Below are 14,065 nucleotides of genomic sequence, written 5' to 3' on the forward strand. Positions count from 1 at the left end.
CGGTCGCTCCCCGGCAACAAGGTGTTGAGAAGTGTTCCTGTAGCCGAGCCTGAAGCACTGGGCGCTACGTAAAGCACCGGATACACGTTGGCCCCAGTCCTGGATTGCTCTTCAGGCTCGCTGCGCAACCCGCACGACGACTATCCGCGTATGATCGTTCTCGGGGAACGGGATTCCGCGTGCGTCCCAGAGCGTCCCTTCAACCTCGATTACCGGTTCTTCGCTCTCCAGAGTATCATCCGTCTCGATCGTTACATGAATAGATCCACGGCCTCGCCGCAGGGTCAATTCGACGCTCTCCCAGTCCCTGGGCAAGACGGGGCGCACCTGAAGTTCGCCGCCCACGAGCCGAACGCCAAGAATCTCCTCTACCGCCAACCGCCATGTCCAGGCTGCGGCACCCGTGTACCAGGTCCAGCCACCTCGGCCGAGGTAGGGCTCCATGCCGGCAATGTCAGCCGCCACGACATAAGGCTCGGTTCGATAATGGGCGGCGCTGCGAGCCGTCGCGGCATGCTGAATAGGATTGATCCGGTCGAAGAGCGCCTTGGCCCCGTCACCATCCCCCGTGCGCGCGAGCGCGAGCGCGAGCCAGCTTGCCGCGTGAGTATACTGGCCTCCATTCTCGCGAATTCCCGGCGGATAGGCCTTGATATAACCCGGCTCACGCGGCGTGCGGTCAAAGGGCGGATCCAGCAGACGCACGAGACTGTCGTCATCCCGAACCAGATATCGTCTGGCCGAAGCGAGCGCCGATCGGGTACGCTCGACCTTGCCGGCACCCGACAATACGGACCACGACTGCGCGATGGAATCGATGCGGCATTCCTGTTCTTCCGACGCGCCCCATGGGCGGCCGTCGTCGTCGAATGCGCGCAAATACCATTCGCCATCCCACCCCGACCGTTCCACCGCGGCCGCGAGCGTCTCTGCGCGGCCGTTCCAATGGTCGCGGAACTCGTTCCGGTCCGCATCCACACAATGACGCGTGAAATTTCGGATGGTCGCGATGAGAAACCAGGCGAGCCATATGCTTTCGCCATGCCCCCGGTTGCCCACGCGATCCATGCCGTCATTCCAGTCCCCTGCACCAATCAGCGGGAGGCCATGAGACCCGAGGCGGTAGGCGTGGGAAAGCGCGCGCTCGCAATGAACGAACAGGGATTGCGTGTAGTCACTCACCTCGAAACGCGCATAGCGATCGGTTTCTTCGGCCGTGAGCGGGGGCGCCCGCAGAAAAGGAACCAGCTCGCTCAGGATGGTTTTGTCTCCGGTCGCCTCAACATAATGAGCAACGGCGTACGGTAGCCAGACCAGATCGTCCGAGCAGCGCGTGCGGACGCCGCGATCCAATGGCGGATGCCACCAATGCAGCACGTCGCCTTCCTCGAACTGATGGGCAGCCGCGGCAAGGATATGCTGCCGTGTTGCATTCGGATCGACATGGATCTGTGCCAGAACATCCTGCAGCTGGTCGCGAAAACCGAAAGCGCCGCTCGCCTGATAAAAGCCCGCGCGGGCGCGGATGCGGGCGCTGAGCGACTGGTGCGGCAACCACCGGTTGACCATCAGGTCAAAGGCGGGATCGGGCGTCTTGACCTGCACCGCGTCCAGCCTGTCCTTCCAGAAACCGGCACACTCCCGCGCCGCGGTCTCGAAGGCCGATGGGTCCTGCCAGCGACGGACAAGGTCACGCGCGTGATCCAGGTCGTCGCCCTGCCCCAGCACAAAGCAAACTTCTGCGGTTCCTTCAGCCGGGATATCAAGATGGACCTGCAGGGCGGCGCAGCAGTCGTCACCGGCAGCATGCTGCCGGTGACCAAGATCCCAGTTCAGAAGTCCGAGGGGACTGGTGGGGTCGGCGTCATCGCCGTGAAAATCGTAGCGTGAGGTGGTGAGCGTGTGGACCGGAAGTGTCGAAGCAAGAAAGGAGATGCGGTCGGCAAATTCGTCGGTCCAGGGATTTTGGCCGAGAATCGCGTGCGAGATCGGATCATAGAATGAGCGGCGCAGGGGCGCCTGTTCTCCTTGCACAGCGCCCATCAGCCATTCGGCATAGTAGGTAGCCGTGATCCGGCGCGGACGCGGCAACTGATTACGCAAGCGAAGCCGGACAAGCTTCACGGTGTCGTGCGTCGGCACGATGACGGAGAGCTCCTGTTCAAGGCCTTCGCTATGCCGGTGCCAGGACGTACGGTCGGGGCCGTGATCGATGCGGCATGCCGTGTCTCCACCGGCCGGAAGCGGCGTCGGCGTCCAGAGCCGTGCGTTTTCCTCATCGCGCAGATAAAGGCGTTCGCCTTGAGGATCTTCGACAGGGTCGTTGAACCACGGCGTGAGACGGTTTTCACCACTGTTTATCGCCCAGGTGAAGCCCAGACCGCCCTCGGTCACGATCGTCCCGAAGCCGTCGTTGGCGAGGACGTTGGCCCAGGGCGCAGGGGTCGGCGCACCGGGTTCCAGATAGATAGTATAGTCGCCCGTATCCGGATCGAAGCCTCCCCACCCATTATCGAATTGCAGATCAGCCGGGCGCGGTACGGGCGCCGTCATGATTGTACCGGAGTTCGCCCCGACCGGCGCGAACAGAGGGCCCGGATGCGGCGGCTGGTCGTATCGCGCAAGCTGGTCGACTAGGCTGCCGCCGGCTTCGTCAAGGATGAGGCGGGCAACCTGATCGAGAAGCGCCGCCCGCTCGCCATCGGATGGACCGATGCCGACGAGGTGTATCCCGGCATGGGTGCCAAGGCGATCCTGTAGCCCGGCATCCTTCAGCACTTCCAGAAGACGCTCGCGGACGGGCTCGATATAGCCCGACGTTCCTTCATGCGTCACCACCAGGTCGATCGGCATACCACGCTGCCGCATGAGCTTGTGGAAGGAGAGAAGCTGTCGAAGCAGGTCCTGCTGCTCCGCGGTTCCGGAACGCAGCATCAAAATAGGATGGTCGCCCGATATCCCGAGCGCCCAAAGGTCCCCGCGCCGAAATGTGCGCGCGCCGGCCGATCCCGGCTCTGCCGCTCTGGTGAGAAGAGTGGACAGCAACGCCTGCGCCTGCGGCACGATGTGCGGCTGCAGGCCCAGCTTGTGCATCTCGCGCGCCGCCGCACTTGCCGTATCGCTCACAGCCCAGTCGAGTGACGGCAGGGTGGTAAAGCGCTCGGCAAGTTCGAGGGCCGATTGCCGGGATCCAGCCGCAATGGTGACGAAGGCGAATTCACGTCGCGCGCGCGGAGGCAGTTCCACCGTCATCCTGATCGCGCAGATCGGATCAAGCGTCCAGCCGAGCGGGCCACCAGGCAGTTCCCCGGTCAACAATGCGGGCCGCCTGGGGCACCCATATCGTCCGATGAAAGCGCTGCGATCGGCTTCGAGACCGAGCAGGGTAACGCCATCTTCATCCCCGATCACACGGGTCAGCAGGACGGGCGGACGTTCCGCCGAACTGCGCGGCCGCCGCGTGAAAAGCAGGCCGTCATTGCCAGGCAAGGCTTCCGCCCCCACGAACAGCTTGCTGAAGGCAGGGTGGCGCGCCGCGTCCTGGGCCGGAGCCAGAACGATCTGCGCGTAGCCCGTGACTTCGATGGTCCGGGGCTTATCGCTATCATTGACAAGAGCGACACGCCGGATCTCCAGGTCGTCGGCATTGGCGACATTGATCGTTGTCGTGACCGACAAGCCGTGGGCGCGCTGGTGGAACTCCACCTGATGCGCTTGGAAGATCACCTCCGGCGCGTCTTCGGGTCGAGAAAAGGGGCCGCCCGTTGCCGACCAGGTAACATCTGCATCCCGGTCGTGCAGATAGATCCAGAAACCTGCGTCCCCACGGGTCAGGGCATGCTGGTTCCAGCTCAGCCCACCTGCACCGTCTGTCCGAATGCGGCTCGAAAGCCGGCCATTGCCGAGAATCTGCCACGCGTGCTCCCCACGGCGCCGAGTGGGTGCCCAGCCGTAAAGGCCCGGAATCAGTTCGTCGGGTTCCGGCTGTGGCTCACGAACCTCAAGCCGCGCGATCTCGGGCGGCAGCTCCCATGGAATCCTTTCGTTAAGGAGCAGGTCGACGGTGCGGATATGAGGATCGGTGTGGAACCAGCGCACGAGCATGTCATCGCACAACGCGTTTCCGAGCGCGGCAAGGCTCATGCCATGATGATGAGCCATGTAGGAGCGCACGACGGCAAAGCGTTCACCGTCAGGCGCCCGCTCGGGCGTGAAGTCGACCGCTTCGAAAAATCCGTATCGGCCGATGAGGCCAAGATCCGCCAGAGTTTGAAGGTTGCGCGTCGCCAGCGCGGGCCGGATCGTCAGCGCCAGCGCCGTCGCATAGGGGCTGATAACCAGATCGCGCCCCAGACCTCGCTGGAGGCCGAGCGCAGGGACGCCGAATGCGTGATATCGGTAGACGCGGTCCTCGCCCATCGATGCGAAGGACGACTCCGAAATACCCCAAGGCATATCATGTGACCGCCCGAATGCGATCTGGATAGCAATCGCGGTCCGGTCACTCATTCCGAGCAGGGTTTGGGGATCGCTCTGCAGGAAGATGTTCGGCATCAGATATTCGAACATCGAGCCGTTCCACGATATCAACGCCAGGCCTGCGTGCTGCTTGGTGATGGGCCGCCCGAGATGGAACCAGTGCAGAGGCTCTATGTCGCCCTTCGCGATGGCGAAAAAGCTGGCGAGGCGTGCTTCGCTGGCGAGCAGATCGTAGTGGTGCGGATCTATTCGATCGGCGCTCACATTGTAGCCGATATGAAAGAGCCGGCTGCCGGCATCGAACAGGAACGAGAAGTCCATGGCGTGCGCGGCGGCGTTAGCGCGACTGGAGAGGTCATCGAGGCGGTCATGAAGCGCTTGCCGGGCCGCCTGGCCTTCCTCGATCACCGCCTGGAGATCGTGCGCCCATTGCCGGCTTTCCGCCGGTAGCTGGTCTCTCGCCGCATTGAGGACGCCAATTGCTGCCGCGGCGCCCGCGTGCGTGGACGGCAGCCGGTCGTTCGCCAACAGGTCGGCGACTTTTGCCGCGACGTTCGAACACTCTGCCGGATGCGGCGCGAGCGTCTCCCACCAGGGCGAGAACAGCCGAAGGTCTCGCCGCATGCCGGACAGATGATGTTCGAGCCGCTCCAGCCAGGCTTGGACATTCCGCAGGGAGGCGATTTCATCCTCGCCGACGCTTTCGGCCATCAGGGTAATCTGCTCGCGCAGGCGAGGAAGATCGGTCGACAGGAGATCGTCGATCCTCTCGGCCCAGTCTTGCCTCCCTTCCTCAATCCTGCGGGCGGTTTCCCGCATAGCCTCAAGGATCGAGCCGGCGGCGGAGGCCGCTTCGAGGTCGATCGTCGCAATCGCTTCGGCGAGCAACTCGATATTGTCGTCAAACCCTCGCCACAAATCCGTGGCGACCGGTGGCAAGCTTCTGGCTTCCTGAAGGGCTCGCGCGACGGTGATCAGACTGACCGCGAGATTTCCGCTGTCGACGGTCGAAACATATCGGGGCTCCAGGGCCGCGAGCGTTCTCGTCTCGTACCAGTTGAGAATATGCCCGCGGTAGCGGTCCAGGCGATCCAACGTATCGAGCGTGTTGTGAAGCCGTGTCGCAACCTCGTTGAGGCCGATATGTCCGAGGCGCCAGGCAGTGAGGACCGATACCATCATCATTCCGATGTTGGTCGGCGAGGTTCGGTGCGCGATTTCCTCGTCGGGCGGCTCCTGATAGTTATCGGGTGGCAGCCAGTTGTCCTCGGGGCGCACAAAGGTCTCGAAAAAGAGCCAGGTGCGCCGCGCCATCAGTCTCAGGAACTTTCGATCGTTTTCGGACAGCGTGTCCTTTGCCGGCTCAATCGGACGGCTGATCCGGATCGCGATCTCAGGCGCAATGAACCAGAGCAGCAGCAGGGGAGCCGCGACAGGCAGGGAAGCGGGCGCGGCAAGGAACAGACCCGCGCCGATGATCAGCGCGAACACCGGAGAGGCGGCCATGTCACGCCATGCCGCCAGTCGCGGATGTCGCGCCGCGTTGCGCGTCGCCATGTGGGCGGCCGACGTCCATTCGAGCTTTCTTTGGCCCGAATGGAGACGCCATAGGGTGATGGCAATGGCATGCAGCGCTATCATCGCGTCACTGACGAGAAAGACGATAGCGAGAAACCAGCGACCCGCGTGATCCGCCAGACGTCGCAGCAGGTTCTGCATGACGCCGCGGCGGCGGCCCTGCGCGAGGCCGGTCACGAGGTCCGTAAAGAGATATGCACCGGGCGCGATGACGGCAAGCAAGGTCCAGACCCAGGGCTGCCCATGGAGAAGAAACCATCCACCCACCAGCAGCGCCACAATACTCGCTGGAATTATGCTGCGCCGCAAATTGTCGAATATCTTCAGCCGATCGAACCAGCCGAGCCGGTTGCGCAGCCATCGGCCATCGCCGCCGGGCACGAAGGGAAAGAGCCATGGCAGGATCTGCCAGTCCCCACGGACCCATCTGTGCCAGCGCCAGGTGAAGTCGAGATAGCTGGTCGGGAAGCTCTCATAAACGATCGCATCGCTGACCAGCGCCGCTCGCCCGTGCAGTCCTTCGAACAGGTCATGGCTGAGAAGTGTATTCTCGGGAACGCGCCCTTCGAGGCTCCGATGAAAGGCCGCCACATCATAGAGGCCCTTGCCCACGTAGACGCCTGTGCCGAGCAGGTCCTGATAGACGTCGGATACGGCGCGCGAATAGATATCGATGGTCGTGTCGCCCCCGTAGAGGCGCGAAAACAAGGATTGGCCGGTCGCTTCCGGCGCCAGCTCAACGCGCGGCTGAAGAACCGTATATCCTCGTTCGACCGCGCCGGTCGCAGCGTTGAAGTGGGCGCGGTTAAGGGGATGAGATAGCGTCCCCACCAGTCGCCGGACGATGCCGGCCGACAACCTGGTATCGGCATCGGCCGTCATCACGAAACGGCATCGCCGCAACCGTTCGATGCTGCCGACGGTCACATTGAAGGGGGACGCATCTCCGTTCAGGATGAAGGCGTTGAACTGCTCAAGCTTTCCGCGCTTTCGCTCCCAGCCCATCCAGCAGCCCTGGGCCGCGTTGAACCGTCGTGGCCGATGCAGCAAATGGAACGGCCCACGTCCCTTGGCATTGGCAAAGCGCGCGTTGAGTTCCTCGATCCCGCTGGTCAGCGCGCGAACGATATCGGCATCGACCGAGACACTTTCCTGTGATGCATCGGCGAAGTCGCTGAGCAGCACGAATTCGAGCGCGGCGTCGGGATTGGAAAGGCGGTGCGCCTCCAGGCGCCGAAGCAGCGGCGCGATGTCCGACAATCGCGCGACCAAGACAGGCATCACGACTGCCGTCGCCGAACTTTCGGGGATGCCTTCCTTGAAATCGAGCTTGGGGAGTACGTTCGGCCGAACGATGTGGGTCACGAGCCAATTGACGAAGGTGATGCTCAGGATCGATGCGGGTAGCAGGGTGAGCGCGATCCCTAGAAGCCAGGATCCGGCGGTGGCGCCGGTGGAAACCAGATAGGCTGCGGGTAGAGCAAAGCCCGCAAGGCCCGCGAGCAGCAAGGCGGCTGCATAAAGCAGGCCTGGATAACGCAGCGCGCGTCGCAATATCGAGCCCGGCGTCCATGGACGAGGATCGATCGCGTCGGCAAAGGCAGGCCGTCCGATATCGATGAGCCAGAAGCCTACATGGCCCGATGGCGCTTCGTCGCTGCTATGGCACTGGCGCAAGGCACGCTCGGCGACATCCCATTCCGGGAGTCCCGACTGGTCGGCAAGCTGCTCGACCGCATGGCGATATCGATCGCGCGTATCGAAGTCCATATGTGGATAGACGCCTGCCGGGTCGCGCCGGAGGATGGCTTCGACCTGGCTCGTTCGATCGAAGAAGTCGTTCCATTGAATCGTCGCGATCACGCCAAGGTTCGCGATTGCGCGCGCGACGCATTCCGTATCGTCAAAACCAACCATCGCCGTGTCGGGCGTCTCGACGATCTCAAAGGGCGGCTCGACCTCCGGGAAGAGGTGGCTGAAACCTCCGATGAGCAATTCCAGGCAGACTATGCGCAGCATGGTCGGGAAGGCCCAGGTCTCGGCGATGCTGAGCGGCATCGTCTTTTGATATTGTTCTACGAACAGCACCGCGCCATTCAGCGAGACCTGCAGGTGAGAAGCCTGCAGCAAGGCATGGGCAAGCTGATGCACGCGAGGGCGACCGAGCCCGTCCCCGGAGATCGCCGGAAGTTTCGCGTAGAACTCTTCGGGAAGATCCTCGCGGATCTGCAGGATGGCGCGTTGTATCTGATAATCGTTGTCGAGCAGCCATTCAGCCGCGGCGCCTGCGCGCTTGTCGGCCTTGGCGGCCGCCTGTCGGGCCTGCCTCAGCCACGTCTTCATCTCCTCGAGATGCGCCCATGCGGGCAGCGGCACCGACTTGCCGAGCAGTCCTGTCAGGTGATGACGGTCGGCGACCTCCTCCGCCGCCCCGGCGAGCGGATCGCGCTCCTCATAATCGGCCATCAATCAGACCTGAATGGCCGTTGGCAATCTCACGCTCTGGCTGGCGGCAGGCGAAGTCATTTGCGCCTTGCGGCTCGCCGAAGGCAGGACGAGCATCGGGACACTGCAATGGGCCATCAGATAGGAGGCAACCGTTCCGTACGGGACGTCCCTGACATGCTGATGCCCGTGCCCGCGTGCGGACATCACCGCGAGATCAGCCGCTTCGCGATCGACCAACGCGCAAAGCGTGTCGCGAACGTCGCCGCCACGGATGACAATCGCGCGAGCGCGAAGGCCCATCGCCGAAAGATTGGACCTGGTCCGATCCAGATAGCTGCGCGCGGCCTGCTCGTTGCGTTCGATCAGGTTTTCGCGCAGCGTCTCGTCTTCGGTTTCCAGGGGTCGCGCCTGGATCATTTCGGGCGTGGGGACGACATGAACGAGCAGCAGCTCGGCGTCGGCTGCCTTCGCGAGGCGCACCGCAAGGGGCAGCACGCTTTCGGCCCAGCGCGAGCCATCGAGCGGCACCACGATCCGTCGATAGGCCGAACCCGGGACGGGCGCTTCCACCGGAACAAGCAGGACAGGGCCTGGTGCCTGGGACAGCACCTTGTGGACCGTGCCCCCCACGCCGTCGCGGCCGGCTTCCTTTCGTCCGCGCCTGCCCAGCACGACCATCCCTTCGTCACACTCCCGCACGTACCGGCAGATTTCCTCCGCCGCCGGTCCTTCTGCGAGCTCAATGGTCGTTTGAGATGAGGACGGTTCGATCGTCGCAGCACAACGATCGAGCACCCGCATGGCCTCGCGGCGACGAAGATTGCACTCGATGGGGTCAGGCCGTGCGTCGGGCGACGCGTCTCTGTCCAAGACCTGAAGCAGCGTTACCGGAACGTCGAGCGTTGAAGCCAGAGCAAGAGCGTGTGGATAGATCCACGCGTTGCGATCGGTGCAATCGATGCACGCGACGACGCCGGATGTCTTCGCGGACATTCGGGGCTGGGAGAAGGATGGAAAGGCAGATACGGCAGACATAGGAAAACCTCCTGTTGCCGTCCGTCTCCCCGCTACCGGCGGCGCTCATTCCGACTGTTGCTATCAACGTCATCTGGCCGGACCCTGTTCCCCGATTCCAGCCAGCACTCAAAGGCTATCGGCGGTTCCAGGATGGGGCCATTAGGGCTTTTACGAATGCCGCCGGACTCAGACGACGTTCTCGGGTAACCTTCCCGAGCTCGCGATTGCGCGACAATATGCGGGTGAACCCAGGCGGATCATCACCGGTAGACGCAATTTCCTGTACCTCGCATCAGTGTCATTTCACCCGGCGCTCAGCCCGACTGTCCCTCCGCCTCCGCGACGGCCTTGATCGTTCGCACGAAGCTGTCGGGATTGAGCGACATGGAATCGATACCCTCCGAAACCAGGAACGCCGCAAAGTCCGGATGGTTGCTCGGCCCCTGGCCGCATATGCCGATCTTGATGCCCGCCGCGTGCGCGTTGCGAATGGCTTCCGAGATCATGCGGGTGACGGCTTCGTCTCTTTCATCGAAGAGATTGGCCAGAATCCCGGAATCGCGGTCGACACCCAACACAAGCTGGGTGAGGTCGTTGGAGCCGATGGAAAATCCGTCGAAGCGCGTAGCGAACTGCTCGGCGAGAATGACGTTCGAGGGTATCTCGCACATCATGTAGATTTGCAGCCCATTCTCCCCGCGGCGCAAACCGTTCTCGGCCATCGCTTCGAGCACGCGATCCGCCTCGGCCGGCGTGCGGCAGAAGGGGACCATGACGATGACGTTCGAGAAGCCCAGTTCCTCCCGGACCCGCTTGAGCGCGCGGCATTCGAGAGCGAAGCCTTCGCGATACCGTTCATCGTAATAGCGCGAGGCGCCGCGGAAGCCGAGCATCGGATTCTCCTCATCCGGCTCGAAGGCGTCGCCGCCCACAAGGTGCGCATATTCGTTCGTTTTGAAATCGCTCAGGCGCACGATGGCGGGGTGCGGGTAATAGGGACTTGCAAGCTTCGCGATGCCGCGCGCGAGGACATCGACAAAAAACTCCGATGGGTCGGAATACCCCTTGGTCAGATCGCGTATTTGCCGCTGAGCTTCAGCGCTCACGCGATCCGGGTGAACCAGTGCCATCGGATGCACCTTGATATGCGCGTTGATGATGAACTCCATGCGCGCAAGGCCGACCCCTCGGGCAGGAAGCCGCCACCACTGGAATGCCGCCGCCGGGTTCGCGATATTGACCATGATGTCCGTCCGGGTGGCCGGCAGGGAGCCGATATCCACGTCCGTCACGGAAAAATCGAGTATGCTGGCGTAGATTGTTCCGACGTCACCGTTAGCGCAGCTGATCGTGATCTCGCTGTTCTCGGCAATGATCTCGGTCGCGTTTCCGGTGCCGACGATTGCGGGAACACCGAGTTCGCGGCTGACGATGGCGGCGTGGCTGGTGGTGCCGCCATGATTGGTCACGATCCCCGCCGCGCGTTTCATGACCGGAACCCAATCGGGGTCGGTCGTCTCAGTGATGAGAATAGACCCGTCCCGGAACTGGGCGATGTCGGCGGCGGTCCGGATGACACAAGCCTTGCCAGCAGCGATGGCTGTTCCCACCGCCGCGCCCGTCAATAGCGGGTCGCCTTTCTCCTTGAGGCGGTAATGCCGGAATGTCGAGGTGCTGGCCTGGGCCTGAACCGTTTCGGGGCGTGCCTGGACGATGTAGAGTTCACCAGTCTCGCCGTCCTTCGCCCATTCCATGTCCATGGGACGCTGGTAATGGTCCTCGATCGCCACGGCCCACCGGGCGAGCTGGACGATATCGCTGTTATCGAGAACGAAGCTCTGACGCTCCTGCTCGGTTGTCTCGACGATCCTCGTACGGTGGCTTCCGCCTTCCCCATAGACCATGCGGAACGCCTTGCCGCCCAACTCCTTGTCGATGATCGGTTCGGTCCCCGGCTGCGCGAGAAGCGGTTTGAATACGACATATCTGTCCGGGTTTACGCTCCCCTGGACGACGGTCTCACCCAGCCCCCAGGCGGCGCTGATGACGATAGCATTTGGAAAGCCGGTTTCGGTATCGATCGAGAACATGACGCCCGATCCGCACAGGTCCGAACGGACCATCTGCTGAATGCCGATCGACAGCGCAACCTCGAGATGATCGAAGCCTTTCGCATCGCGGTAACTGATCGCGCGATCGGTGAACAGCGAGGCGAAGCATCGACGACAGGCCGCCAGAAGTGCGGCCCGGCCCCGGACATTGAGGAAGGTTTCCTGCTGGCCCGCGAAGCTCGCATCCGGCAGATCTTCGGCGGTCGCGCTGCTGCGCACGGCAACGGCGGGACGCTCTGTGCCGGTACGCCGGCCAAGTTCCGCATAAGCGGACACAATCTCCTCGGCGATATGGGAGGGCATTTCCGCTTCCAGAAACAGACTCCTTATAGCCTGCCCCGCTTCCTGAAGGGTGCATCCGCCGGAGTGGAAGGCGGAGAGATGTTCCGTAATGCGGGGTGCAAGCTCATTGTCGTGAACGAACGCCCTGTAAGCGTCCGCAGTGGTGGCAAAGCCAGAGGGCACCTTCACGCCCTTCTGAGCGAGGGCCGCGGTCATCTCGCCTAAAGACGCGTTCTTGCCGCCTACGGCCGGCACATCAGCGATACCGATGTCTTCGAACCACAAAATCATCGGCTTGGACATAGCTCATCTCCAGCTTGCGTAAGGTGCCAGAGGCCGCCTCAAGGTTTCACCCAGCCACCTCTTTTGTGGTCACCATCACCGCGCCGACTGGCAACGTCACTACGTAAGGCTCCTGAGTGTATCGATGGACTTCAGCTCGATCATCAGATTGACCGGATCAGCTCCGGCCGGATGGCCCAAGATCGAGAGCAGGTCATGGGCAACACAAATGCATGATCATTCCGCTGCGGGCGCGGGCGTCATACTCATCCCAAATGTTTTCAATTGATCGCCCAGTCTCTCAATATCGCAGCCGCTTTATCTCAAGAATATCTCAAGAATCGGCTTGCCGAGATCATACAGGACATAGTTCTGCGGTTATTCCAGGTGGCGATGTTGAGCGTCTCATCGGGATTCGATGAGGGGATCTGCGCCGCTTCGATGCGCCTGCGCAGAACCTTCAGGGCTCGCGCGATCTCTAGCACTTCTGTGGTTGCCGTCCGTTGCGCAAGAGGGTTTGGGCTTGAATGAGCAAATAATCGAGCGCGGTCTTCTGTCAGGCCTTTGAGTGCGGCATTTCAGAAACCGCTGGCCGGTATGGTGATCCGCGGATCAGGTCCAAAACTACTTTCCGAGCATGGAAGCTCACGTGCTAGGGCTGGTTTTCCTGGTCCGATCTGTTCGATCTTTTTCCCATTCAAATCATCGCCTTCTTACTCCCCGTTACCGGTGTCAGCCTATCGCGGTTTGATCAAGCCACGGTTGCTACCACCGGATCTCGGAAGTTCTCGTGCCTGGTGAGCATCGCCCAGATCGCGCGTGCCATCTTGTTGGCCAAGGCAATCGCCACCAACATTCGAGGTTTGCGCGCACTCAGCTTCGCGAGCCACGACCCAGCGACGATAGATTTGCGGCCCATCCAGTTCAGGCGAGACATTGCGCCAATTATCAAGAGACGCCGGATGTCAGCCTGCCCTGCTTTCGAGATCCGCCCATGGCGGGCCTTGCCTCCGCTTGAATGCTGACGTGGCACCAATCCCAGCCAGGCGGCAAAATCGCGGCCGGATTTGAAGCTCTCCATCGGCGGAGCGAACGCTTCGACCGCGAGAGCGGTCATTGGGCCGACACCTGGCATTGTCTGTAGTTGCCGCGCTGTGTCGGTTCGAGCCGCCAAGGCCCTGATCCGCTCGTCGCTGCACTTAATTCGCGCCGTCATCCCGGCAATCTGGTCCAGGACTTCACGACATTCTGAGCGAACGATCTCTGGAAGGTCGCTGTTGGCCTCCTCAATGATCGCTTCAATCTGCCGACACTGCTGGAATCCCTGCGGAACAGCATGGCCGAATTCATAGAGGAAAGCGCGAAGCATGTTGATCAGCTCAGTGCGCTGATGGACGAGACGGGTCCTGGTGCGAAACAGCATCGCTCGCCCCTGCTGCTCTTCTGACTTGGCAGCGACAAAGCGCATTTCGGGCCGCTGCGCCGCGATGACGATTGCCTCGGCATCGGCTGCGTCGTTCTTCTGCCGTTTGACGAAGGGTCGGACATAATGCGGTGCGATCAGCTTCACGGCATGACCAACCCGACCGAGTTCCCGCGCCCAGTAATTTGCGCTGCCGCAAGCTTCCATCACCACAACCGCAGGAGGTTGCTCGGCCATGAATCGGCGGAACTTATCGCGCGACAGTTGCTTGCGGTACTCGACCTCACCGGTCATTCTTGCGGCGTGCAGCTGGATGACATTTTTCGCCAAATCCACGCCGATCATGATAGTCTTCGTCACGGTTGCCGTCCTTTCCATCAAGTGGCTGTTGACGCCACCATCTTGGCACATCGCGATGCCGTTAGGGGCGGACGGCAACCACCCC

4 protein-coding genes are annotated in these 14,065 nt (G+C 62.1%); all 4 read right to left on the reverse strand.

Annotated features, from left to right (window positions below; translation table 11 throughout):
- Positions 1–111 precede the first annotated feature (111 nt).
- A complete protein-coding gene (locus BHQ40_RS18795) occupies positions 112–8,523 on the reverse strand; it encodes a GH36-type glycosyl hydrolase domain-containing protein (RefSeq protein ID WP_021690816.1) in 8,412 nt (2,803 codons plus the stop codon).
- Between the two features lie 3 nt (positions 8,524–8,526).
- On the reverse strand, positions 8,527–9,540 hold the full coding sequence (locus tag BHQ40_RS25320; protein WP_021690817.1) for a universal stress protein: 1,014 nt from the start codon (positions 9,538–9,540) through the stop codon (positions 8,527–8,529).
- Positions 9,541–9,836: 296 nt separating this feature from the next.
- Entirely contained in the window at positions 9,837–12,218 is a 2,382-nt protein-coding gene (gene ppsA / locus BHQ40_RS18805) for a phosphoenolpyruvate synthase (protein ID WP_021243110.1), read from the reverse strand.
- A gap of 730 nt (positions 12,219–12,948) precedes the next feature.
- Complete coding sequence (locus tag BHQ40_RS18815; protein ID WP_070157368.1) at positions 12,949–13,998, reverse strand: IS110 family RNA-guided transposase; 1,050 nt, start codon at positions 13,996–13,998, stop codon at positions 12,949–12,951.
- Positions 13,999–14,065: the final 67 nt, after the last annotated feature.

The organism is Sphingobium phenoxybenzoativorans, assembly GCF_001757355.1.
In the GTDB taxonomy this organism is placed as follows: domain Bacteria; phylum Pseudomonadota; class Alphaproteobacteria; order Sphingomonadales; family Sphingomonadaceae; genus Sphingobium; species Sphingobium phenoxybenzoativorans.

What these genes read in the sequence shown, in the direction of transcription:
- BHQ40_RS18815 (WP_070157368.1), bottom strand. Translation starts at nt 13,998, where the DNA reads ATGGAAAGGACGGCAACCGTGACGAAGACTATCATGATCGGCGTGGAT.
- BHQ40_RS18795 (WP_021690816.1), bottom strand. Translation starts at nt 8,523, where the DNA reads ATGGCCGATTATGAGGAGCGCGATCCGCTCGCCGGGGCGGCGGAGGAG.
- ppsA (WP_021243110.1), bottom strand. Translation starts at nt 12,218, where the DNA reads ATGTCCAAGCCGATGATTTTGTGGTTCGAAGACATCGGTATCGCTGAT.
- BHQ40_RS25320 (WP_021690817.1), bottom strand. Translation starts at nt 9,540, where the DNA reads ATGTCTGCCGTATCTGCCTTTCCATCCTTCTCCCAGCCCCGAATGTCC.